Origin of the sequence: Flammeovirga agarivorans, assembly GCF_012641475.1 — a bacterium.
GTDB lineage: Bacteria > Bacteroidota > Bacteroidia > Cytophagales > Flammeovirgaceae > Flammeovirga > Flammeovirga agarivorans.
This window is the reverse complement of sequence record NZ_JABAIL010000001.1, coordinates 838,817-862,598: the sequence shown is the minus strand read 5'-3', so window position 1 is coordinate 862,598 and position 23,782 is coordinate 838,817. Positions and strand designations below refer to the sequence as shown.

Sequence of the window (23,782 nt, the reverse complement as noted above, 5' to 3'; positions counted from 1 at the left end):
GATGTTAGACTAACATCTTGTTGATTTCTTCTTTTTTCCTACTCGATCCATAGTACGGACCTTTGTAATATATTCTTCAGCTAAGGGTACTTTACAACTTGTCTTGCCCATATTAACAGACACTTTGCCAATTTTACGCCCCACTTCTAAAGCTGAATCTGATAACGGTAAAATATAACTACCTACAGCTATCACAAATCCATTTTTACTATATCTTACTCTATTTTGTGAAGTATGAATATCTTCACCTATTTGTTCCATTAACGATGCTACTTTCTCTAAATCAATATCTTCATCCGTTTTAATGCTGATATACCCAGCTAAAGTATTCCATCCTGCACTACAAATAAATTCTTCTGATGATGTAATCCACTCCAAACCAATCTCCCAAGCATGCGGTGATGCTGCAGCAACTGAAGAGACGGTATAATCACTAAGCATGTACCAGTAGGCATTTTTTACCCAATCCTGTAATTGTTCTTTAGTAATCACTTTAGGGTCTGCAATCATACCTGCTAAATACATAGCATCAGAGTTGCCGGTCGCATAAAGTTCCAAAGCCAACTGATGGTTCACCTTAATCTTTTTCTGTAACTTTTTTAGATCGCCTACTTTTACACCAAAAAAAGGTTCTTTTGCTCCATGATTAATATAAATGGATTTGGTGCCTTCATTACCAAATTGGTATAAAGCATCCATCACTTCATTCTTATTCATACCGACAACGATTTAATCTTTAATACGATAATATATCGAATAATCGTCACCCATAATAGTTTGTTGGCTCACTTTTTCAGCATGCTGTAAGGTTGGTGAGGCTATTCCCTTTTTAAATTTTTGTGATGATGATGTAAAAACATGTGCTTCATCCCATAAACCTTTAGCAATAAATTGGTCTAGTGTTGTACTTCCACCTTCAATAATTAATGAATGTACTTTTCGTTGAAACAAGTCATGAAGTAATTCTTCAAAAAAAGTATCCTGTTTTAATTGAACATAAGTGACATTATCAATGTCTTCTTTATCTTCTAAAGTATAAACTACTGTTGGAATTTTTTGATCAAAAAGATGATAAGAAGAAGGTAGCTTCAAGTGTCTGTCAATGACCACTCTCAACGGGTTTTTTCCTGCCCAATCTCTTACATTTAATGTAGGATTGTCGTAAAAAGCAGTATTACGACCTACCATAATCGCGTCTTCTTCAGCTCTCATCTTATGTACTAACTGACGGGAGTATTGATTACTAATCCACTTTGAATCAAAGTTTTCTCTAGCTACAAAACCATCAGCAGTTTGAGCATATTTCAATAAAATATAGGGTTGTTGTAACGTCATCGCTTTAAAAAAGCGTTTATTGATCTCGAAACCTTCATCTTCAAGGAACTTTGTTTTCACTTCAATCCCAGCATATTCCAATTTCTTGATTCCTCGTCCGGCAACCAAAGGATTAGGATCAAGATTACAAACTATAACTTTCTTAAACTTATGCTTAACCAGTAAATCAGCACATGGAGGTGTTTTTCCGTAATGGCTACATGGTTCGAGTGTCACATACATTTCCGATGATGACAACTTCGATAGATCTTCTTCCTTAACTGATGCAACAGCGTTTACCTCAGCATGTGGTTCTCCATATTGCTGATGATATCCTTCTCCAATAATTTGATCATTATATACGATAACGGCTCCTACCATAGGGTTAGGGCTCACTTTTCCGATTCCCAACTTTGCTAATTGCAAAGCACGCTGCATGTACTTCTCTTCCATCCTAATATTCTTTACAGCGAATTTAGGTAACTATCACAGTACAGAAAAACGATGATGTTGATTTTTTCCTGATTTTGTTTTCAAATGAAGAATATAAATACCAGAAGTATATTGATTGACATTAATTGACTCTAGATGATCAAGGTCTAAGGTTTCGATTAACTGACCATGTTTATTATATACTTTTGCTTCTATTACCTGATCTAAAGTATTAAAGTGATTGAACTCTAAATTTAATTGATCTCGAACAGGGTTGGGGTAAATATTTACGGATAGTCCTTGATGGTCTACAGCTTTTACCTGCACAATATCTGAGTAACTGTATGTTCCATCAAAGTCTACTTGCTTCAATCTATAAATATGATACGCATTCGCATCCTCTTGATTCACCTCAAAAGAATATTGGTGACTTACATTGGAATTACCTTGCCCTGAAACCTTTCCCAGTACATGATAATTTCTAGCATCAGAAGATGCCTCGATTTCGAAATAGTCATTATTTATTTCTGTAGCCGTTTCCCATTCTAGCGTTAATCCATTATCGTGTGTTTCTGCTGATAAAGAGATTAATTCTACCGGTAGGTCATGATTGCTATTATCTCCTCCGAAAGTAAATGGACTAAAGGATTCTGCATTGGCATATACATACCCAACATTGTCTTCAGAATCTCCAAGGTCCAAATGGGTTGCTACACCATAACTCTCCCAAGTTGCTCCATTATAATGCATCATATAAATAGATGAAGTTGATATCTTATTTTCCGCTACACCAGATCCGGCATCAAATGGAATTAATACTTTAAAGGGGTTCGTTGATAAACTACCTGTTGATGATACACTAACATCATAGTATTCCCTTGTACTTAATGAAACTTCAGGATTAGTATTGGCAAAACTAGTCTCAATATCGGTATCAGAATAAGCATCATCGAAATAAGCAGCCGAAACGGTGAAACCATCATCTTTAAAAAGAGCATCTTTTAAAACTCCTGCTTCATGGATAGACGTACCATCTCCTACAGGCATTAAATAAAAGTTGGCTGCTGCATTTGCTGCATACGCTTTTCTAACATTTCCACTGCCACTACAAATAATATGAGACGATGCACTACCTCCACTTTCAGCACTTGAAATACTAGAGCTCACCACCTGCCCATCGATAGTTGCATCTTCTTCGATAGATAATGTTCTCGTAGCTTTTAAAAAACCATCCGTTAAATACAATGTTCCTGCTATAATAGCTCCTGTACCTAAGGTGACTGTATCACTTGTATTAATGGTAAGGTTATTAATTTTATCTGTTGTCGGGTTGGTCATACTAAATGTACCTGTAGCATTGGTTGAAAAGACTATACTACCATTATTGGCTGGAGTAGCGTCACTACCTGTAGTAATAGTAATTCCTGTCCCCAAGTCTCCATTAACAGTTAAGATATTTTTACCAGTTTCGATAACCATAGTTTGGCTATAAAATTCAGATATTGTTTCATCTGCTCTTAAAACTAAGGTTCCATTATCAGCAGAATTATAGTTCAGGATAGTACTACTCGAAATAACTGCTGCTGCGATATTAAAAAAACTTGAATTATTGAAAAAATAGGATGTTGAATTAGCTTGGTTGAAAACTATAGAGGTATTGTTCAAGAAGAAGAAACTACCATCATTGATAAAAACATTATCAACATTAAAATTAATTGATTTACTTCCATTTAGATATACAAATCCTCCTGACGTAACTATTAAATCAGCTACATTAAATGTTACTCCTGCTGTAGGTGCAGAATTAAGGTTACCTTGAACAATTAGATTTCCAATAGATGTATCAAATGAAGGAAAAGGAAAAGAATGAGTCGCTTGAATAACAAACGTATGTGCAGACTGGTCTGTATCAAAATCAATAGTTAATTTGACTTCACCATTAGTGGTTAACGACCACATATCGTCAGCTCGGAAAGTTCCAGAACCTGTAGAATAATAAGTTAATGCATTAGTGGTGTGGCAAAAGAATAGGCATGCAATAAGAATCGTATGGGTAATTAGGTTTTTCATAGTAGTCACTTGTTTTGGGTAATAATAATCTATGCAGGAAATTTCAAACTTAAAAGTTCCAAGATGTAGGGTCTACTAAGGAAAAAATCTCGAAAATCATCTTTATTCTTAACTTTACATCATTGAAAGCATAATTGGTTGTATTATTTCAATAAAACAAAATGCTTTGATAACAATTTTATTGTATTCAATTCTGAAGTTGTAAATGATTATTCGATAATAAATTCATTTTTTTAAGATATCAAATACTATTTAGTTCTTAGTTTTGTGATATTGTTTTCAGATCCACATTGATTTACCATGGCAAAAAATATCCTTGAAAATATAATTATTCAGTTATTAGATGATCAACCTATACGTTTATTTGACTACGTATTATCAAATAGTAATGTCATCTCTTCAAGGAATGGTTTAAAAAAAGCGTTAAGAGACAAACGTGTCCTATTGGATGGTACTCCAATTACTGGAGCTGAGTGGGCTATTGATCAACAGAACATAGAGATTCTTGAAGAAAAAGCTACACCTCCAAAAGAATTTAAATTAGAGCTAAAAGTACTTTTTGAAGATGAATACTTAGCTGTAGTCTATAAACCTGCCGGTATTCCTGTTAGTGGAAATCAGTTTAAAACCATTGAAAACGCTTTACAATATAATTTACAGCCTAGTGATGTTATCGATGCGATGCCCTGGCCTAAACCCTGCCATCGTTTAGATGCTCCGACATCAGGTGTTTTACTGATTGCCAAAACAAGAAAAGCTAGAATAAGTCTCGGACAACAATTTGAAGACAAAATCATAAAGAAAAAGTACCATGCTGTCGTTATGGGAAAAATTGAAAAGGATGGAGACATTAAGATTCCATTAGATGACAAAGCTTGTCATAGTTCATATTCCCGTATTTCATATATTCCTTCTTTAAGATCTGAATACCTTTCTATTGTAGAATTATCTCCACATACAGGAAGAACACACCAGCTCAGAAGACATATGCAGTCCATCGGGCACCCTATTGTAGGTGATAAAGAGTATGGAGAAGAAGGAAATATCATTGAGGGCAAAGGACTATTCCTATCTTCAGTAGAGATTTCATTTATTCATCCTATCTACGAGGAGCGTCAAACAATAAAAGCTCCTCAACCTGACAAGTTTGAGAAGCTTCTACTGCGTGAAACAAAAATGTGGGACAAGTACAATAACGATTAATTACCTTTCTTTTAATACCATATCGATACACATAACTGCACCAAGTATTAATAATCGTAATGGATGGTTTTCTGGTACTTCTGGATTGATTTCTAAAGCATAGTTATCTGCAGTAGTAAACATTTCTTTCATGATACCTGCAAACTCTTTAGATACATGAGCAAATTCGAAATCATCTTTAACAAATCTGAAATCCCAACTAGTCCACTTTCCTTTCAACATACAAAGTGATACATCATTTGGATCAAAAACTTCGAACTTACCTCCAATACTGAAGAATCTTTGCTTGAAATATCCTACTAACTGATCTCTTTCATCGAATACTTCAACTTTTGATAGCCAAAGGGATACTCCTCTCTTTACTGTTAGTACTTTTTCTCCTTGTGGTGTTCTTATCTCCACTTCAAATGGAGTAAGTGTTTTATAATCTGTAAATCTTAAGATTTTAGTAAAAAAGCCTAGGTTATCTTCTCTACATTCAAGGATAATTTGATTGGTTTCTGGATCGTAGATGTCGTAGTTGTTCGCTGCTTTAAACATCCCAACATGTTCTTTTACAAAGAACGTATTTCTATTTAAGAGTGAGTTCATTTACTATATAGTTTGTTTATTATTTTCTGAAGTGTCTCACGGTGTACATGATGTCCTCCTTTAAAGGTAACAATTTCTGTATTACAAGTTAAATCATTCAATAGTTTTTTAATCCTTTCTAACTTGATCATTTCAAGAAAAGGATCATTCTCTCCAATTACATAAATGAGGTTGACTTCTTCATTTAGAAAAGAAAAGTCTTCGGGACTCAGTTCATGTGGAAAATCAGCTCCCCACATGACAATCGAATCCACTTCTGGCTGAGTATTTTTTAACCATCGCATCAGTGTTGCTCCCCCTTGAGAGAAAGCAAAAAAGTTTTTCTTCACATCAAATGCTTTAGTATTGAAAAGGCGGTCATAATACACTTCATCAATATATCTTTTCTGATGAATAATGTCCTTTTCTCTTTCCATTCGAGTCATCCAAGAAGCTCCAATTTTTTCATACTTATTGTCTAAATAGAACCTAGATAAGCCTTGTAATGCAACTACATGATGTTTTTTTGGATCAACGATATCAAAGCGTCTCATAAAGTGCTCTGCCAGTTGTCCGTATCCATGAAAAAGAAACCAAAGATGCTCAGTTTCTTCCGATTGATTTCCATTAGTATAAAACGGTGCGTCCATTTTTATACTCACCCATTCTTTTTGGTTTTCCATACTACCTATATTAAAACAAAAGTCACTCTACCAAAAGTAGAATGACTTTTTATCATTTCAATTATACATATTACGTAAAGATTAATGTAACGCCTTTTTTGTACGCTCCAATTCCTCTTCTTTTAACGTTCTTCTTAAGATCTTGCCGACATTCGTTTTTGGTAATTCAGTTCTGAACTCGTAATGTCTTGGTACCTTATACCCTGCAAGGTTTTGCTTACAGAAATCTTTTAAAGCCTCCGCTGTTAAATGTTGATCTTTTTTCACAACAAAACATTTTACTGCTTCTGTAGACTTATCATCAGGTACTCCAATTACTGCACATTCAAGCACACCGTCATGCATTACTAATACATCCTCTACCTCATTAGGGTAAACATTGAAGCCAGACACAAGAATCATATCTTTCTTACGGTCTACAATTTTGAAGTATCCATGGTGATCCATCGTTGCAATATCTCCTGTTCTCAACCAACCATTGTCAAAGAAAGTTTCTTCAGTTTCTTTCTCTCTTTTCCAATAACCTTTCATCACTTGTGGGCCTTTAACACAAAGTTCACCTACTTCTCCGATGGCTACTTCTACTCCACTTTCATCCATAATTTTCACATCCGTTGATGGATATGGAAGACCGATAGTACCAATTTTTGGGCTATCTAGGCGATGTACACAAACCACTGGAGATGTCTCTGTTAAACCATAGCCTTCAGCTAAAGTACAACCTGTCACTTCTTCCCATCGTTTGGCTACAGCTTGTTGTACCGCCATACCACCACCAATGGTTACTTTTAATGCTGAGAAGTCTAAATCAGGGAATTTTTTATGATTCAACATGCCGTTGAATAGTGTATTTACACCTGTAACGATCGAGAATTTATAGGCTGAAATCTCTTTGATAAAACCATTCATATCCCTCGGGTTCGTAATCAAGACATTTCTTGCCCCAATCTTCATCATTGTCATACAGTTTACTGTAAGTGCAAAGATGTGATATAATGGTAATGCTGTGATTACAATTTCCTCTCCTTCATTAAGAACACCTTGCAACCAAGCGTTCGATTGTTCCAAGTTAGCAACAATATTTCTATGCGTAAGAATAGCTCCTTTGGCTACCCCTGTTGTACCTCCTGTATATTGTAAGAAAGCATTATCCTTACCTGTAAGTGTAGGCTTTCTGTAAGAAAAGTTTGCTCCTTCTTTTAAAACCTTCTTGAATTTTACGGCTGTAGGTAAGTCATAAGATGGCACCATCTTCTTGACGTGTTTAACTACTGCATTTACGATCAAGTTCTTTGGAAATGCTAATAAATCACCCAACTCAGTTGTGATGATATTCTTCAGCGTTGGAACCTTATCTTTAATGTTTTGTAATTTATCAGCAAAGTTGGCTACAATTACTATTGTCTTAATTTCAGCATCTGTGAACTGATGAAGCATTTCTCTTTCAGTATATAATGGATTGGTATTGACCACTACCATTCCAGCTCTTATTGCACCAATCATAGCAATTGGATACTGAAGACAGTTAGGCATTTGAATAGCAATACGGTCTCCCTTTTGCATTCCACAGACATTTTGTAAGTATGAGGCAAAGTTTTCTGACTGCTTGTTTACTTCATTATAAGTAAGCTTGCCCCCCATATTTTCATAGGCAATCTTATCTCCAAATTTCTTAAACGATTCATCAAATAATGCGATCAACGATTGGTAGTTATCAGGATTGATCTCCTGAGGAGTAAAATCTGCGTAATGTTTATACCAAGGGCGGTTTTGTTCCATTTCTATATTGTTTTTAAAAACTTTTTCAGTGTTCACAGTGAATTTAGAGTAATAGTAATAAAAAGCTACTCATAATTTTTGTCTTTACAAAGGGACATAAAGCACTTTTGTACTAGACCAAATTTAGTAGTTAAAGTTTAAATAATTACGTAATGAATCTAAAGTTTGAGGCGATTTACATTACTTTGAATTAATAATCGTACAATATACACGTACTAATATAATTCTCAAAAAATAAATGAAAATTCATTCACTTTAAATTTATTTAGAAAAAGCACATCTTTTTTCAATTTATTTCGTGAAATAGAGTAAACCCTTATTATTTTTAGTATTATTAGATAAACTGAGCTATCAGGAAAATCTTTAGTCACTAAAAGAAAGAGTGTCAAAATAAATTATCATTATTAATAAGATGTTAGTAGACCGTTTTAAGAATATATTAAAAGCTACAATTAATGATCAAATAGAAAGTAATCCTGTCTTTCAAAACCTATTTCAAGATGATGATGGGTTTAAAAAAGAATGGCAGAAATATTATGATGAGATCATAAAAGAAAATAAATCAACAAATACAGATTACCAGGACTACTCCTATCAGGATACTTACCAACAGCAATATCAAGCACCAAAATCCGAACCTACTGTAGAAGAAAAACATTACAATGCATTAGAAGTTAAACCAGGTGATGACTTTGCTACAATTAAGAAATCATATAGAAGACTTGTAAAAGTATATCACCCTGATTTATATACTAGCGATCCAAAGAAACAGGAAATGGCCCAAAAGGTTACTTTGGAAATTAATGAGGCTTACAATTACTTTGAAAAAAAATATAAAAAATAGATAGATATGTTTGGATGGTTAAAAAGACTTTTTGGTATAGTTGAAGCTGAAACTCATTCAGTTCTTGATAAATTAGAAAACCCAATAAAACAAACGGAACAAGGGATACGTGATTTGAAAGCTGACCTTTCTAAATCGATGCAAGGATTAGCCGAAGTAAAAGCGTTAACTATTCGTGAGAAGAAGGAGTTTGAGGCGAACAATAGAAACGCAAAAGATTTTGAGCAAAAAGCAATTTTATTAGTTCAGAGAGCTAGTAATGGTCAAATAGATTCTGATGAAGCTGATCGTTTAGCAACACAGGCGTTAGAAAGAAAACAACAATATGCTCAGAGAGCAGCCGCTAATCAAAAGAATATTGATAATTATGGTGGCATGTTGAAAAAAATGGAAGGCAATGTTCAACAATTGAAGTCACAGATTTCTAATTGGGAAAATGAATTAAAGACTTTAAGAGCAAGAGCTACCGTAAGCGATGCCTCTGCTAAGTTGAACAAACAGTTATCAAATATCGACTCTTCAAATACTGTTGCTCGTTTAGAGAAAATGAAGCAAAAAGTTGAAGAAAAAGAAGCATTGGCAGATTCATATAGTGATATCGCACAATTGGCCAATCAATCTGTTGATTCTGAAATTGATCAGGCATTAGGGATTGCTCCTGGAAGTACTCCTTCTATCGGGGCTTCTGATGAATTGAATAAATTAAAAGCAAGGTTGGCACAAGGAAACCAAGATACTTCATCACAATCTGATACCAATCAACAAGCTCCTCCATCCTCTTCTTCTGAACAATCAGAATTAGATAAATTGAAAGAGCAATTAAAAAATAAATCATAAATATAAAGCCACTTCCAAAAGAAGTGGCTTTTTTAATACCTCTCATTTTTAGAGAATAACTTTAGAAAAATAGCAACAAATAAATTGCATTATTCTAATAAAAGGCACCAAACCATCTTTCATTTTGTTATTTTACTATTAAACCAAATAACCTATGAAAAGAATACTACTTCCTTTAACTACCTTCGCTCTAATTTTCTGCACTCATTTTTCAATTGCACAACACCATGTGATTGTCACGGACATTAACGAAGCTTACGATTACTATCAATCCTCTCATGAAGGGGCTGAAACAGCTCTCCATTTTATAAGTGAGGCTTTCGATTGTCACTCTATTGATTGCATACGAGAAAACATGTTCCGAGCGAAAACAGAGGTAGAAGCTGCTATGCGGAATGCTCATTATGCAAAAGATGAAACGCATAGTGCTAAATCACAAGCTATCGATCATTGTGAAGTGGCATCCAGTCATTCCCATAATGCACACGGCTCTTTCACTGAAGCAAAAGATGGTTTCACAAAAGTAACGAGTACGTTATCAACGGCTCACTATACAGATGATGTTGACGAGATTCATTCTCATTTAAACTATGCCATAGACCATATTCATCTAGCAATATCTCACCTTAATAATGGTGTAGATGGCTTAAACAATGCCCTTGGTGAATTAGAATACTGTGGTAATAGATAATAAAGATCCGACTGCTTAACAAAAAAAGGTATTGCCCTAATTCTAGGTCAATACCTTTCCTTTTATATATAGAATTCACTCTGTTTATTGAGCTTTTTCCTTTTTATGACGCACACTTACAGATGCAGTATTGTACACTTTAGCAAATGCAGGAACACTTTCTGTCAACCAAACATTTCCTCCAATAATAGCATGCTCACCAATTACAGTTTCTCCTCCCAAAATTGTCGTTCCAGAATAGATCACTACATTGTTTTCAATTGTAGGGTGTCTTTTGACTTTTGCTAAATCTTTACTTACGCTCAACGCACCTAAAGTAACTCCTTGGTAAATCTTTACATTATTACCGATGATACAAGTTTCACCTATTACGATCCCTGTACCATGATCAATGCAAAAGTTATTTCCAATTGTTGCCCCTGGGTGAATATCAATACCGGTTTTACTATGCGCATATTCTGAAAATAAACGAGGTACAATCGGCACTTGGCAATTGTAAAGCTGATGACTTAATCGATGTACGAATACAGCAAAGAAACCTGGGTAAGCTAAAATAACTTCTTCAATATGCTTGGCAGCTGGATCTCCTTCAAAAATTGCTTGAGCATCCTTAATCAACTGAGCATGAATACTTGGTAAAGCATCAAAAAAACGCTCTGTAGCACTCGTACAACCTATTTCAAACTGATCACGAATAGGCAAAAATAATTCTTGTAACTTTCCTTTTAATCGAATTAATGCCAATTCTGCTGCATAATATCCTTGTTCTACTCCAGAAACTACTGGAAACAGAAAACGAAATAAATCATCTACAAACTCCTCAGCCTTCGCTTTGGATGGCATCTGAAACATGCATTTATATTCATTGATTTGTGCGATGATATCTTTATTGATGTTATCCATAGTGTTTTCAAGTTAACCTTCCCCTCTCTCGTTATGAGCTTAGTTTATACAATATTAGAATTATTCTACTAAAAACAGAAAAGTTACCCCATTTTAATAAGGTAACTTCTCAAAAGACAATTATTTCTATGGAATTAATTAGTCGATATATCTTTGATCTAAAGAAAATAATTCAGGAAACTTTGGTGCTGGAGCAGCTTTTTTATAAGCTTCAGTGATATGTTTCATATCCGCTTCAAAATCTCCTGTCGGCATAAATGCCTCAATTACTCCCCCAATCTTTTTATCAAAATCTAAGTATGCTAATAAGATAGGAACTTTGGCTTTTAAGGCTACATAATAGAAACCCGACTTCCATTCAGTTCTTAATGACCTCGACCCTTCAGGAGGAATTACTAATGCTAACTCTTCGTTCTCGTCGAACAAGTTGGCCATAGCATCTACCATACTAAGACGTTCTGCTCCTTTGGTTTTTGGTCTTCTATCGATTCCAATGGCTCCCATAGGTTTAATAGCAATACTCAGAGGAAAACGTATCCACTCTCTTTTAATTGCAAACCTTAGTTTAATACCAATCTGACGCATAGCTGAAACCATATAAACAGCATCCCAGTTGGAAGTATGTGGAGCCGCCAAGAAAACGCTACGCTTCATGGTTTCTAATGGGATATGGTCCACTTTGATTTTCCATCCGTTGAACCAAAAAAGGAATCGAAAAATTAATCTTATCATTCTAGTTTATCACTTATATCGTGATGCTTATGGTTTAGTATTTCTAATGTATCTAGATACATTAGTTAAACATTGCCGGTCTTGTATTTGTGACAAAATTGAAAAGTTTTTTTACTAATTATTCTTAATTCTCTACGATGTCTCTAATTGCGACCGAAGCACAAGTCAAACCAAAAACAGCTGGCATATATGAAATGGTACCTATCGTAGATCTTTTGTGTTTCACACCATTCACTTCTTTTACTTTACTCTTATCAATTAATTCTGGTGAGAACACCACTTTCAACTTACGCTTTACGCTTTTTGCTTTGATTCTTTTACGAATCATCTTGGCAAGGTTACAGTTGTAAGAATCTTTTAATCGAGATACTTTTGTTTGCGTAGGGTCCATTCTACCACCAGCACCCATTGAACTAATAATACGTAGTTTCTTTGAAATGGCAGTTTCAATCACTGAAATCTTTGGCTGAAGAGTATCGATACATTCAATAACATAATCGTATGGATGTGCTGAAAGTAAGGCCTCAATATTTTCACCGTCAAGATATTCCTCTCTAATCTCTAATTGAGCGTTAGGGTTAATATCTTTAATTCGATTACCAATTACAGAAGCTTTTGGTTGATTGTCTGTACTAATTAAAGCAGCAATTTGACGGTTCCTGTTCGATTGTTCTACAGTATCACCATCAACAATTGTAATTTTACCTACACCTGCTCTTGCAATAGCCTCAGCGGCAAAACCACCAACACCTCCTACTCCAATGATTAATACGTGAGCATTACCTAATTTATCAAGTCCTTCTTGTCCAACTAAAAGTTCTGTTCTTTCCTGCCAGTGTCCCATAATAATGTTTAAGTATATTTTTTGACGGGCAAATTTAAAGAAGTCCTTCAATTTTGGGAAATAACTCCTTGGCTATTTCCATTTTTTCTATTCTCAATTGCTCTTTTTCAATCGTTAAAATTTCTGCACCCTTAGTATACAATTCTTCAATAGTAAGATTTTTGTCGTCATCAGTCTCAAATAGTGCATATTTTGGATCTATACACTTTAATGTTTCTACTGTTTTTTTATGTCCGTTCATCAGCATTTTGCCGAAAGATAGATAACATCCATTTTTAATAAGTTGTAAACCGGACTGTAGATTTCCTGTAAAACCGTGTACAATCCATGGCTGCTGACACTTTTCCTGTTTTCTTAATTGAATAATATCTGGATATGTACGAACGGCATGTATTATCAGTGGTTTATTATACTTTTCAGATAACTTAATATGCTCAAGAAATATCTCTTTTTGTAGCTCAAATGGAATTGTAATTACTCTATCCAAACCTGATTCTCCAATAGCATCTATTTTATCAATATCTATTTCCAACTGTCGCAAACACCACTCAACATCTATTTCATTGATATGCCATGGATGAATTCCTGATGAAATAAGTTGTGAAGAATCTGTTACTAAAGAATGTTGAATAAATTGATTCCAAACAGATACTTCATCATGATTTTGAGGAAAATGACTATGAGCGTTAAAATATTTCAAGCGAATTGAATTATGGTTTACTTAAAAAATGAAAATAAAAAAAGGAACACCGCATTGCAATGTTCCTCTATATTTTCAAGTAAAATATATTAGAAGTTAGTTAACTCTTCAAATTCTTTTACTCTTGCTTCTAAATCTGCTTCAGTGATTTCTAATAAACGTTCTGTACCAAATTTCTCAACACAGAAAGAGGCCATTGCTGAACCATAAATCACTGCTTTTTTCATATTATCAAATGAGATATCATCTGTTTTTGCCAAATAACCAATAAAGCCACCTGCAAAAGTATCTCCAGCACCTGTTGGATCAAATACTTCTTCCAATGGCAATGCTGGCGCAGAGAATACCTTATCCTCATGGAATAATAAAGCACCATGCTCACCTTTCTTGATGATTAAGTACTTTGGTCCCATAGCCATAATTTTCTTCGCTGCTTTTCTTAAAGAATATTCACCAGATAATTGACGAGCTTCTTCATCGTTGATAGACAATACGTCTACCATAGAAATCGTTTTCATCAGGTCTTCTAAAGCGATATCCATCCAAAAGTTCATTGTGTCTAATACAACTAACTTTGGTTTGTTTTCTAAACGCTCAATTAATGTAGATTGTACTTGAGGAGAAAGGTTACCCAACATTACATATTCCGAACCTTGGTAGTTAGCAGGAACAATTGGGTCAAAATGTTCTAAAACATTCAATTCAGTAACCAATGTATCACGAGAGTTCATATCATTATGATATTTACCAGCCCAGAAGAAAGTTTTTTCACCTTCTTTGATTTGTAATCCCTCAGTATCAACACCTTGTTGCTCTAATGTACTGATATACTCTTTCGGAAAGTCATCACCTACTACTGCAACTACTTTTACAGGTTTCGTGAAGAAAGAAGCAGAGATAGTGATATACGTACCAGCTCCACCAATAATTTTATCTGTTTTTCCGAAAGGTGTTTCGATAGCATCAAAAGCTACTGAACCTACTGTTAATAAACTCATCTTTATTATTTAAGTCTAAATGTATTTCAATTGTTGATTAGAAAAATTGCTCATTGTATTCATAACATTGATAAAAATTTCTAAAAGCTCACAAATTTAAACATAAAACATTGAAAATAAGAAAGACTGTACCACCTCTTTACAGTAATACAGTCTTAATATTAATCAATCTTGTTGATAACTTTAAATAATCGGATTTCTCCTTACAATATTCTATTTATAAAGTTGGGAAGTTTTCTACATCGCAACTATATTCCAAAGCTTCTAGCTCCAATTTCACCTCTTCAAGAAGTTCTATAGCTTCATCATCATTTGATATATTATTGTTTTCATCTAATACCAAATAGATCACAAGGCAATTATAGTTTTCATTTAAGAAGTCTAAAATATCTTCAGACTCATCCTGAATTAACTCACAGTCTTTATCTGAAATTGCAGTTCTTACTACATTTCGATACTCTAAAAACTGAGCGGAAATATATTCATTATTACATGCAGTTACTTTTGATTCTTCATCCGTTTCACAACCCCAAAGAAAAGTCACAGCAGATAATAGTAATGTCCTAAATAATAACAATTTGATTGTCATACACACGTCTCTATTCTAATTCTTTCTAAAAGACAATTGAAAATACGAAATGAACAATTCAAATAATAATTTTTTTCTGGTTTTGTAAAAACTGATATTTTTAACTTAAATTAACCCAAGGTAATATTTTAAATATCAACTAGTTACATACTTTTATTATGTGATTTAGTAAAAGATCGAACAAAAAAATTAAAAGACTCGTTAATCAATATCAGAACAAACTACATGTTTATATGACTAAAATACTTAAATACAATTTCATTTTACTCCTCGCTGCATTAGTATCTGCATGCGCAACATCAAAACAACCTAATGCACAACATAAAACAATTACAGTTGGTCCTCAAAAAGCTGATTGTGTTGGTGTTGGCCCTCAAGAATGTTTACAAATTAAAGAAGGTGATGCTACCACATGGAGTAATTTCTACGGTTCAATTGAAGGTTTTGATTATGAAGAAGGCTATGAATACGTTTTAAATGTAGCTGTTTCTCAAGTTGACAACCCTCCAGCAGACGGTTCATCATTACATTATAAATTAGTGAAAGTAGTGAAGAAAACGGAAAACAAATACCCTCTATTAAACGGTACTTGGGTAATTACCACTTTAAATGGAAAAGAGACTAACCCATTAATCACATACATTAATTTTGATACTTCAGAAAACAGAATCAATGGTTTTGCCGGTTGCAACGGCCTTGGTGGAAGTATGGAATACAATGCTGAAGACGGAACAATAAAGTCAGGCCCATTTATGTCTACTATGATGTTCTGTGAAGAAGTAGCTGAAAATGAAAGAGCACTTGGTAAAATATTAGAAAACTTTAATGCTTTTGATATCTCTGATGATGTATTGACATTAAAGAAAGATGATGAAGTTTTAGTTACTGCTAAAAAAGGTGTGAACCATATGAATTTCTTTAGAAACTGGGAAGTGTCATTTATTGAAGGAGTTGATGATTTCAACGGGCACATTCCTAACTTTATCATTACAAATAAAGGTGAAATTTCTGGTTCAGGTAGCTGTAATAACTTTCATGGAAAAGTAACTATGGATGCTTATTCAACTACTATTAAAATGGGACCATTAGCAGCCACAAGAAAAATGTGTCAAGACAATAATGTTGAAGGAGCATTTTTTGCAAAAATGGATCTTGTAGATAACTACAAAATTGTAGACGGTGAGTTGCAATTATTATCAGGACAACAAGTAATAATTAAAGCAAAAAGAAAATAATTATTCACCCACTCAATAAAAAAAGCCCAACTGTAAAAGGTTGGGCTTTTTTGTTATCATTTTCTGGTTTAGAAAACTACATTAACGGGCATACTCATTTCTAGAATAGTTTTAAATTCGAGTAAACCTGTTTTTTTATTTCTTTCAAATAAGGAAAGGTTATTAGAATCTTGATTGGCAACTACAATAAAGTCTTCTTTTGGAGATAATGTAAAATCTCTCGGAGATTTACCTTGCACATCTTGATAGCCAATATTGGCAATTAATCCCGATCCTTTGTCCACTTTAAAAATTGTAATGCTATTATGTCCTCTATTTGAGGCATATAAAAATTTTCCATCTTTAGACATTTTAATAGCTGCACATGTATTATACTCTTTAAAGTCTTCTGGTAATGTAGATACATTGGCCAGCTCTTTATATTGCCCTTCTTCATTGGTAATATAGATTGTAATCTTTCCCTCTAGTTCATTAAGAACATACAATATATTACCGTGAGCAACAAGATGACGAGGCCCACCACCTGCAGGAGTACTTAATGTCTGTACTTCCTCAAGCTTTGTTTCCTTTACATTATAGATATGAACTTTATCTGACCCCAAATCTACAGTAAATGTCTTTTTAAGCTTTGAATCATAATTTGCAAAATGTGCATGAGCAGCCTCCTGACGAGATTTATTTGGTCCTTCACCTTCATATTGAATCAATTGATGGAAAGGAGTCAGTAAACCATCTTTAATCTGGAACACCCCAACATTACCTCCTGAATAATTGGCTACAAAGACTGTATTATTACCATCTAGTGAAACATGGCAAGGATGGGCTCCTCCTGATGGCACTTTATTGACAAAAGTAAGGTCACCTGTAGATTTATCAACAGTAAATAAGCTTATCTCTCCACCGTCTGTCTCATTCACAGCTACGGCAAATTTTCTATCTTTTGAATAAGCTACATAAGATGGCTGAACAGATTTTGCTGCAACACCTTTCATCTCTAGTGTAGCATTTTTTGCATCTAAATGTACTTTATAAATTCCTTCTGATCCTTCTTTCGTATAAGTTCCAACTAAAAAGTCTTGGGCATACGTGCTTACACCTAAAAGCATAGCACACACTGTCATTAGTTTTTTCTTCATCTCTTCGTTTATTAAAAAATTGAGAATACTTAAAAATAAGGAAAACATTTTTTTAAATTGTGGATATTATATTGATAGGATCAATTTGTCGACTAACAACATCATCTTTTTATGAAATTTAAGATTACAATCGAATATTGTACGTTATGCCAATGGACACCTAGAGCTGTTTGGATGACTCAGGAGTTACTTTATACTTTTCATCAACAAGTTTCAGAAGTAAGCTTGATCCCTACTGATGGGGGAGTTTTTAAAATTTCTGTAAATGACCAACTTGTCTGGGATAGAAAAGAATCGGGTTTTCCTGAACCAAAAGCAGTAAAACAAAAAATAAGAGATGTTGTTGAGCCAGATAGATCATTAGGTCATTCCGACAGATAACACATTCAGTAATTGACATTTATAGTAGAAAATGAAATCTGCTTTTAGACAAACATACAGACAGGTTCTACGTTGGGGGAACCCGACTGTGGAAGCTTCATTAAATGAAAATACTAAAAAAGTAATTCAAGATTACACAGGTATTCCTGCTCTTGAAGTTACTTTACCTACTTTTCTTCCAGGGGAAAAAGAAGTAAAAGTTGAAAAAGAAATCAACCTCTTACCTTCTTATGTAAAAACCTTTACTGAAATTGTAGGAGCTGAAAATATTGGTACATCAGATTTTGAAAGAGCACAACATAGTGCAGGGAAAAATTATGGTGAACTCGTCAGTCTTCGAAAAGGTATTGTTCACTATCCGCCAGATATTATTGTTTCACCTAACGATCATCAACAGTTAGAAAAAATTATTCAAAAATGTCAGGAATGGAAATTAACCGTTATCCCTCATGGTTTAAGATCGTCCATGAGTAAAAATATTGGTTTCAATAATGGCGGTATTGCCATTGATATCAATAAACACTTAAATAAGGTTGTTTCCATTGATGAGGAAAGCTTAACGGTTACAGCTCAAGCGGGAATTAGCGGACCAGAATTAGAAAACTATCTCAATAAAAGAGGTTACACATGTGGTCACTTCCCTCAATCTTTTGAGTTCTCAACACTTGGAGGCTGGGTCAGTTCTAATGGCGTAGGGTTGGGATCTACGGGTTACGGGACGATCAAAGATATCGTTTTAGGACTAAAGGTCGTAACTCCTACAGGTACATATTCTAATGAAATTTACCCGAAGACTTCTCAAGGGTATGATGTGATGTCATTATTTATTGGAGCAGAAGGAACATTAGGAGTCATTTCTGAAGTAACGATCAGCATTAGAAAGTATGAGCAGAAACATTCAAAATCAACATCTATAATTTTCAAGAACTTTGAAGATGGATGCCTTGCCATGAGAAATTGTATTCAAGGTGGTTTTGGAAAACCTCATTTTTTTAGATTATCTGACTCAGAAGAGACCGAAATCGATTTTAGAATTAATGGGTACAATGGTTCATTCTCAGATAGAGCTATCAAAACATTAGGGTATAAAACTAATGAAAGGTGTATTATGCATGTTTCTGTAGATGGAGACGAAGACTACACATCTTTTGTAATCAATAAAATTAAGTCTGTGTCTGCTCAAAGTGGTGGTCGAAACTTAGGAAATAAGTTTGCAAAAAAATGGTTAGAAACTCGTTTTAGTAGTGCATATATGAGAGATCCTCTGATGGACTTAGGGTTGATTACTGATATTCTAGAAACTTCAGTGACTTGGAAGGACCTAGGTCAACTTTGGAAAAGTGTAAAAACTTATATCAAAGCCAAACCTAATACTATCTGTATGGCCAATATTTCACATGTCTACGAAAATGGTGTCAATTTATATTTCTCAGTGATTACACCTACCGATAAAGTTTCTCCAAGAGAGGATTATGAACATTTTCATAAAGGTTTTATAGGGACAATTTTGAAAAACAAAGGGGCTTTATCACATCACTATGGAATTGGCAGAGCATTAGCTCCTTGGTTAAAAAATAAGATAGGAGATCAGTCTTATCACTTGATGGAGTCGATAAAAAAAGAGATCGACCCCAATAATATCATGAATCCAGGAAGCCTTTTTATACAATAAACATGTATGCGATCCCGCAGTATCATTCAGATTAAAAGTGTAAAAAACACCTAAAATGATGCGGGATTCTATACATCTTTAACTCACGACACAAAAAAACTGTATTTTTACACCATGAGTATCAAAGTAAATCAACTAACAAAAGTTTACGGTGAACAGAAAGCTGTCAACAATATAAGCTTCGAAGCAAAACCTGGTGAAATTCTTGGTTTTCTTGGACCCAATGGTGCTGGGAAATCCACTACAATGAAAATAGCTACATGCTATATTCCCCCAACTGAAGGTAGTATTCAAGTTTGTGGTTATGATGTCGTCGAGAATCCCATCGAAGTACGCAAACGAGTTGGGTATTTACCAGAACACAACCCTTTATACCTAGATATGTATGTTAGGGAATACTTGGACTACTCTGCATCTTTATACAAACTAAAAGGCCAGCAAAAAAAACAGAAGATCGAAGAAATGATCGAGTTAACTGGCCTTACTAGAGAAAGAAAAAAGAAAATTGGAGCCCTATCCAAAGGCTATCGTCAGAGAGTAGGTTTAGCACAGGCATTAATCCATGACCCCGAGGTATTAATCTTAGATGAGCCTACAACAGGATTAGACCCTATTCAACTAGAAGATATCCGTTTACTTATCAAAAAGGTAAGTAAAGATAAAACAGTGATGCTTTCTACTCATATTATGCAAGAGGTCCAAGCACTATGCGATAGAGTGGTTATCATTAGAAAAGGTGATTTGGTCGCTAATGACAAAGTCGATAACTTAAGGCATTTAGGTCCAAAAACATCCTTGAGTCTTAAATTCGAAAACCCTACGGATGCTCAATTCTTACAAGCAGTTGAAGGTGTTGATAAAGTAGAGATCATTGAAGACAGCTCTGTAATTGTTCATTATTCCAACGAACTCGACTTAAGAGGTGATATTTTTAGAGCTACTGCTTCCAACAATCAAGCAATCATTGAGATGAATACTCAAGTACAATCTATGGAAGAGATTTTCCAGCAATTGGCTCAATAACTTAAAGCTATTATTTACTATTTCATTCAAAAACTATCATGAAGCTATATCTATTTGTCTTTTTGTTCCTTACTAGTCTATCAATTACAGCTCAACAATTGAAAAAGAATGGTGATAACTATGAGATTAAGTACAAGAAAAAAAGTAAATACCCTATGGGTCCTGAATTAGGAAGTAAAATCCCAATAAAGGAAAACCTTAAAGACATATATGGAAATACAATTTCAATTTCAGAACTGGAAAGTGGTATTACTGTCTTAAACTTTTGGTTTATAGGATGCAAAATGTGTAAAATGGAAGAACCGAACCTGAAAGAATTATCATCCTATTTCTCTGATAACTCAAATATTAAATTTGTAAGTATCTGTAGATCCAGCTCAGATTTAATTCATAGTTATTATGCTAAATATGGCGAATTTGGTTATAAAACTGTTAGTGTAGAAAGGCCATATGTAATCGATAATTTTAATATTGTTGGTTTTCCTACTCAATTATATTACGTCAATGGAATCCTAAAAGACAAAACTTCAGGAGCAATGAATGAAGAGTACCATTTAGAATGGATGAAGAATTATCTTGAAAAACAGATAAAAGAAAATACGCTATAATTTCTGATTTTAGACTAAAAAAAAGGCACAAAGAGAACTAAACCATCTTTGTGCCTTTATTTATTATTTACATGTATGGGTTACTCATTAGCAATATCCCAAATGCTCAAATAACTTAATTTTGTGATTTCAGTTGCTTTATCCATCATTATTTTTTCCGAATGATCTGAAACTTGGTGGTAATCCTCATGTCCTCCAGTATGGAACCAGAAGTACGGAATTCCAAAATTATCAAAGTTCACATTATCAGATCCTCCGGCTTCACCTCTCTTTGTTTTACCATCGAACATCTCTAAGTTAAGGCTATATTTCTCAATATTTGATTGACTGATTTCCCATGTTTCAGGGTTCTCCGCATTATAGATAAAACTTACTTGATTATCCTTACTATGCCAATCTCCTCTTCTACCAATCATATCGAAGTTGAGGTACATATTTATATCTTGAGTTTTCACATAGTTTCTTAAGAAGTTTAATGAACCATGTAATCCTTTCTCTTCTGCCGTCCAAGAAGCAAATAAAATGGTTTTCTTAGGTTGTACACCTGTAGCCTTTACTGCTTTTGCAATACCTAATACTGCGGCTACTCCAGAAGCATTATCATCTGCACCATTCCATACATATCCTTCTCTTTTACCTAAATGATCATAATGTGCTCCAATCATCACAATACTATCAGACATACTACCTGTTACTTGTGCTAAAACATTCCTTACTCTTTTACGTTCTACCACAGCATTGGATTTAAACTCAGCTGATACAGCTTTTAGTTGTGGTGAGTAGATTTTTTTATTTTCTAAGGATTTGATGTATTGATTTACACTACTAATATTCAACAAAGCCGCAGTGATATATTCACCACCCATAAATACTGGTGCTATCTTGCTAGCTTCAGATACTGGACTATATAATCTTGTATCATAAAAAGATGATAACGGTTGATCTCCTTCGTAATATTTTCTATTATCTCTAAACGGATAATTACTAGATGTTTTTGGCAAGTCTCCAAAAGGATCAATTTCAATAATCGCTAATGCACCATACTTTTCAGCAAGTTTTTCTTTCAATTTATGCACTTGCTTTGCTGGTTCATCCTTGAAAGCATTCCCTACTTTACCATTTTTTGGGGCTCCTTTTAATCGTACCCAAACCTTACCTTCATAATTTTTCTTATAAAAGTCAGAATAGTTTAAAGAATCCACTTCTAATCCATACCCAACAAAAACTAGCCTTCCTTTTCCTTTTACAGAAGATGGAGCAGCTTTCACCTCAAAGTCTGTATGATAGGCAAAAGTAAATTCCTGACAATTTTCTGTTGCGATAGAAAGGTGTTGCTTTTCTGCGGCTTTATATTCCAATACATCAAAAGATTGAAAATAAGTAGGTTTTCCATTCACTGTGTCACCTGCAGGTTCTAATCCCATAAACTCATACATAGAAGCAATATATTCCGCAGCTCTGTAAGCTCCCGGCCTTCCTGCCTCTCTTCCTTCCATCCAATCAGACGCGAGGTATGTTAAAGTAGAATTAATGGTTGATTCCTCAATCGCTTTTAGTCCTTCATCTTTTGGTGTTTGTGCAAATACATTTAAGGTACTGAGTAAAAATACAGTGATTAATGATTTTTTCATGATTGATTTAATGGTAGTAGTTTCAATATTTATGATGAATGTTATGCTCTAAAATTCGCGATTTTGGGACAGAATGGGAATTGTTGTACGTTAATAATAATGTATGTGATCTTCATTAAGACCAATCGTAAGCAAATAGGGTGTTATCGTCATTTACGTCAACTAGTTTTAGTACTGATGCTCTAAAGTTTTTAACATCGGCATGAGAGGTAATAAACTGATAAAACTGGGCTTTCCCTTTTTCTGGGAAATCAAGAATGGTTTCTTTAATTCTTACTACCTGTTTAGCTACGGCTGGTGCTGGGTCAATTAATGTAACATGTTCTCCTGCTAGTTTCTGTATATCTTCAAATAGAAATGGATAATGTGTACATCCCAAAACTATTTGATCTACATTCTCTTCCTTCATTTTCTTTAATAGAGGGTAAAGTACTTGCCAAGATTTGTAAGTATGCATTTTATGCGCCTCCACTAATTCTACTAGACCTGTACCAGGCTGGATAACCACTTTTATATCCTTTGCATATTTCTCTTTTGTCTCATTAAATAGTTTTCCAGAGAAAGTACCTTCAGTGGCTAAAACACCAACTGCTTTAGTTATTGAAGATAATGCTGCAGGTTTTATAGCAGGCTCCATTCCCACAAACGGAATATCGTAGTTGTTTCTTAAATGATCAATTGCTGCCGCTGTTGCTGTATTACAAGCTACTACAATAATTTCAGCTCCCTGTTCAATTAAAACTTCTGTGATTTTCTCCGCTCGATTGATCAAATATTCTTTTGATTTCTGACCATATGGACAATGCTCATGATCTGCATAATAGATCAAAGGAGTATCAGGAAGAGTTTCCTTTAGTACTCTAAAAACTGAAAGCCCTCCGTAACCAGAATCAAACAATCCTATCAT

General features: G+C 34.3%; 24 protein-coding genes. 9 read left to right on the top strand and 15 right to left on the bottom strand.

What is annotated here, in order from left to right:
- Positions 1–9 precede the first annotated feature (9 nt).
- The 3 genes from HGP29_RS03670 to HGP29_RS03660 are packed head-to-tail and all read right to left on the bottom strand — an operon-like array spanning position 10 to position 3,816.
- Positions 10–717 carry a DNA alkylation repair protein gene (locus tag HGP29_RS03670; RefSeq protein ID WP_168880992.1) on the bottom strand — a complete coding sequence of 236 codons (708 nt, stop codon included), beginning with the start codon at positions 715–717 and terminating at the stop codon, positions 10–12.
- A 12-nt stretch (positions 718–729) separates the two neighbouring features.
- Positions 730–1,767: a bifunctional diaminohydroxyphosphoribosylaminopyrimidine deaminase/5-amino-6-(5-phosphoribosylamino)uracil reductase RibD gene (gene ribD / locus HGP29_RS03665; RefSeq protein WP_235958250.1), complete on the bottom strand. Its 1,038-nt coding sequence runs from the start codon at positions 1,765–1,767 to the stop codon at positions 730–732.
- Between the two features lie 33 nt (positions 1,768–1,800).
- Positions 1,801–3,816 carry a T9SS type A sorting domain-containing protein gene (locus HGP29_RS03660; protein WP_168880991.1) on the bottom strand — a complete coding sequence of 672 codons (2,016 nt, stop codon included), beginning with the start codon at positions 3,814–3,816 and terminating at the stop codon, positions 1,801–1,803.
- Positions 3,817–4,116: 300 nt separating this feature from the next.
- Between HGP29_RS03660 and HGP29_RS03655 the strand changes: the two genes are divergently transcribed.
- A complete protein-coding gene (locus tag HGP29_RS03655; RefSeq protein ID WP_168880990.1) occupies positions 4,117–5,019 on the top strand; it encodes an RluA family pseudouridine synthase in 903 nt (300 codons plus the stop codon).
- Here HGP29_RS03655 and HGP29_RS03650 read toward each other — a convergent pair whose 3' ends face one another.
- The 3 genes from HGP29_RS03650 to HGP29_RS03640 form a co-directional block, all read right to left on the bottom strand.
- Positions 5,020–5,610, bottom strand: a complete 591-nt coding sequence (locus HGP29_RS03650) for a phospholipid scramblase-related protein (RefSeq protein ID WP_168880989.1) — start codon at positions 5,608–5,610, stop codon at positions 5,020–5,022.
- A complete protein-coding gene (locus HGP29_RS03645; RefSeq protein WP_168880988.1) occupies positions 5,607–6,272 on the bottom strand; it encodes an alpha/beta hydrolase in 666 nt (221 codons plus the stop codon). Before HGP29_RS03645 ends, HGP29_RS03650 begins: the two co-directional genes overlap by 4 nt.
- An 81-nt stretch (positions 6,273–6,353) precedes the next feature.
- Positions 6,354–8,051, bottom strand: a complete 1,698-nt coding sequence (locus tag HGP29_RS03640) for an AMP-binding protein (RefSeq protein ID WP_168880987.1) — start codon at positions 8,049–8,051, stop codon at positions 6,354–6,356.
- Between the two features lie 412 nt (positions 8,052–8,463).
- Here HGP29_RS03640 and HGP29_RS03635 point away from each other — a divergent pair, with 412 nt between their 5' ends.
- From HGP29_RS03635 to HGP29_RS03625, 3 genes are all read left to right on the top strand, one after another.
- Complete coding sequence (locus tag HGP29_RS03635; RefSeq protein ID WP_168880986.1) at positions 8,464–8,895, top strand: J domain-containing protein; 432 nt, start codon at positions 8,464–8,466, stop codon at positions 8,893–8,895.
- Between the two features lie 6 nt (positions 8,896–8,901).
- Positions 8,902–9,732 (top strand): PspA/IM30 family protein, encoded by an 831-nt coding sequence (locus HGP29_RS03630; protein ID WP_168880985.1) that lies wholly within the window; start codon positions 8,902–8,904, stop codon positions 9,730–9,732.
- Between the two features lie 154 nt (positions 9,733–9,886).
- Positions 9,887–10,423, top strand: a complete 537-nt coding sequence (locus HGP29_RS03625; RefSeq protein WP_168880984.1) for a hypothetical protein — start codon at positions 9,887–9,889, stop codon at positions 10,421–10,423.
- Between the two features lie 84 nt (positions 10,424–10,507).
- Here HGP29_RS03625 and HGP29_RS03620 read toward each other — a convergent pair whose 3' ends face one another.
- The 6 genes from HGP29_RS03620 to HGP29_RS03595 all read right to left on the bottom strand — a co-directional run bounded on the left by HGP29_RS03620 (position 10,508) and on the right by HGP29_RS03595 (position 15,189).
- A complete protein-coding gene (locus HGP29_RS03620; RefSeq protein ID WP_168880983.1) occupies positions 10,508–11,326 on the bottom strand; it encodes a serine O-acetyltransferase in 819 nt (272 codons plus the stop codon).
- Positions 11,327–11,464: 138 nt separating this feature from the next.
- Positions 11,465–12,058 carry a 1-acyl-sn-glycerol-3-phosphate acyltransferase gene (locus tag HGP29_RS03615; RefSeq protein ID WP_168880982.1) on the bottom strand — a complete coding sequence of 198 codons (594 nt, stop codon included), beginning with the start codon at positions 12,056–12,058 and terminating at the stop codon, positions 11,465–11,467.
- Between the two features lie 124 nt (positions 12,059–12,182).
- The gene (locus tag HGP29_RS03610; RefSeq protein WP_211093191.1) at positions 12,183–12,902 is read right to left on the bottom strand and encodes a tRNA threonylcarbamoyladenosine dehydratase; all 720 of its coding nucleotides are present in this window, start codon (positions 12,900–12,902) and stop codon (positions 12,183–12,185) included.
- Between the two features lie 34 nt (positions 12,903–12,936).
- A complete protein-coding gene (locus HGP29_RS03605; protein ID WP_168880981.1) occupies positions 12,937–13,602 on the bottom strand; it encodes a TatD family hydrolase in 666 nt (221 codons plus the stop codon).
- A gap of 89 nt (positions 13,603–13,691) precedes the next feature.
- Entirely contained in the window at positions 13,692–14,600 is a 909-nt protein-coding gene (locus HGP29_RS03600; RefSeq protein WP_168880980.1) for a PfkB family carbohydrate kinase, read from the bottom strand.
- Between the two features lie 217 nt (positions 14,601–14,817).
- Positions 14,818–15,189, bottom strand: a complete 372-nt coding sequence (locus HGP29_RS03595) for a hypothetical protein (RefSeq protein WP_168880979.1) — start codon at positions 15,187–15,189, stop codon at positions 14,818–14,820.
- Positions 15,190–15,422: 233 nt separating this feature from the next.
- Here HGP29_RS03595 and HGP29_RS03590 point away from each other — a divergent pair, with 233 nt between their 5' ends.
- Positions 15,423–16,424: an META domain-containing protein gene (locus HGP29_RS03590; protein ID WP_168880978.1), complete on the top strand. Its 1,002-nt coding sequence runs from the start codon at positions 15,423–15,425 to the stop codon at positions 16,422–16,424.
- 68 nt (positions 16,425–16,492) lie between these two features.
- Here the strand turns inward: HGP29_RS03590 and HGP29_RS03585 are convergent, their stop codons facing one another.
- A complete protein-coding gene (locus HGP29_RS03585; RefSeq protein ID WP_168880977.1) occupies positions 16,493–17,560 on the bottom strand; it encodes a lactonase family protein in 1,068 nt (355 codons plus the stop codon).
- Between the two features lie 111 nt (positions 17,561–17,671).
- On the opposite strand from HGP29_RS03585, the gene HGP29_RS03580 reads away from it, so the two are divergent.
- From HGP29_RS03580 to HGP29_RS03565, 4 genes are all read left to right on the top strand, one after another.
- Positions 17,672–17,941: a SelT/SelW/SelH family protein gene (locus HGP29_RS03580; RefSeq protein WP_168880976.1), complete on the top strand. Its 270-nt coding sequence runs from the start codon at positions 17,672–17,674 to the stop codon at positions 17,939–17,941.
- A gap of 31 nt (positions 17,942–17,972) precedes the next feature.
- Positions 17,973–19,613, top strand: a complete 1,641-nt coding sequence (locus tag HGP29_RS03575; protein WP_168880975.1) for an FAD-binding oxidoreductase — start codon at positions 17,973–17,975, stop codon at positions 19,611–19,613.
- 114 nt (positions 19,614–19,727) lie between these two features.
- Positions 19,728–20,636, top strand: coding sequence for a gliding motility-associated ABC transporter ATP-binding subunit GldA (gene gldA / locus HGP29_RS03570; RefSeq protein ID WP_168880974.1), 909 nt, complete (start codon positions 19,728–19,730; stop codon positions 20,634–20,636).
- Between the two features lie 38 nt (positions 20,637–20,674).
- Positions 20,675–21,244 (top strand): TlpA family protein disulfide reductase, encoded by a 570-nt coding sequence (locus HGP29_RS03565; RefSeq protein WP_168880973.1) that lies wholly within the window; start codon positions 20,675–20,677, stop codon positions 21,242–21,244.
- Positions 21,245–21,324: 80 nt separating this feature from the next.
- Here HGP29_RS03565 and HGP29_RS03560 read toward each other — a convergent pair whose 3' ends face one another.
- Both HGP29_RS03560 and murI read right to left on the bottom strand, forming a co-directional pair.
- Complete coding sequence (locus tag HGP29_RS03560) at positions 21,325–22,875, bottom strand: M20/M25/M40 family metallo-hydrolase (RefSeq protein WP_168880972.1); 1,551 nt, start codon at positions 22,873–22,875, stop codon at positions 21,325–21,327.
- A 115-nt stretch (positions 22,876–22,990) separates the two neighbouring features.
- A complete protein-coding gene (gene murI, locus HGP29_RS03555; protein ID WP_168880971.1) occupies positions 22,991–23,782 on the bottom strand; it encodes a glutamate racemase in 792 nt (263 codons plus the stop codon).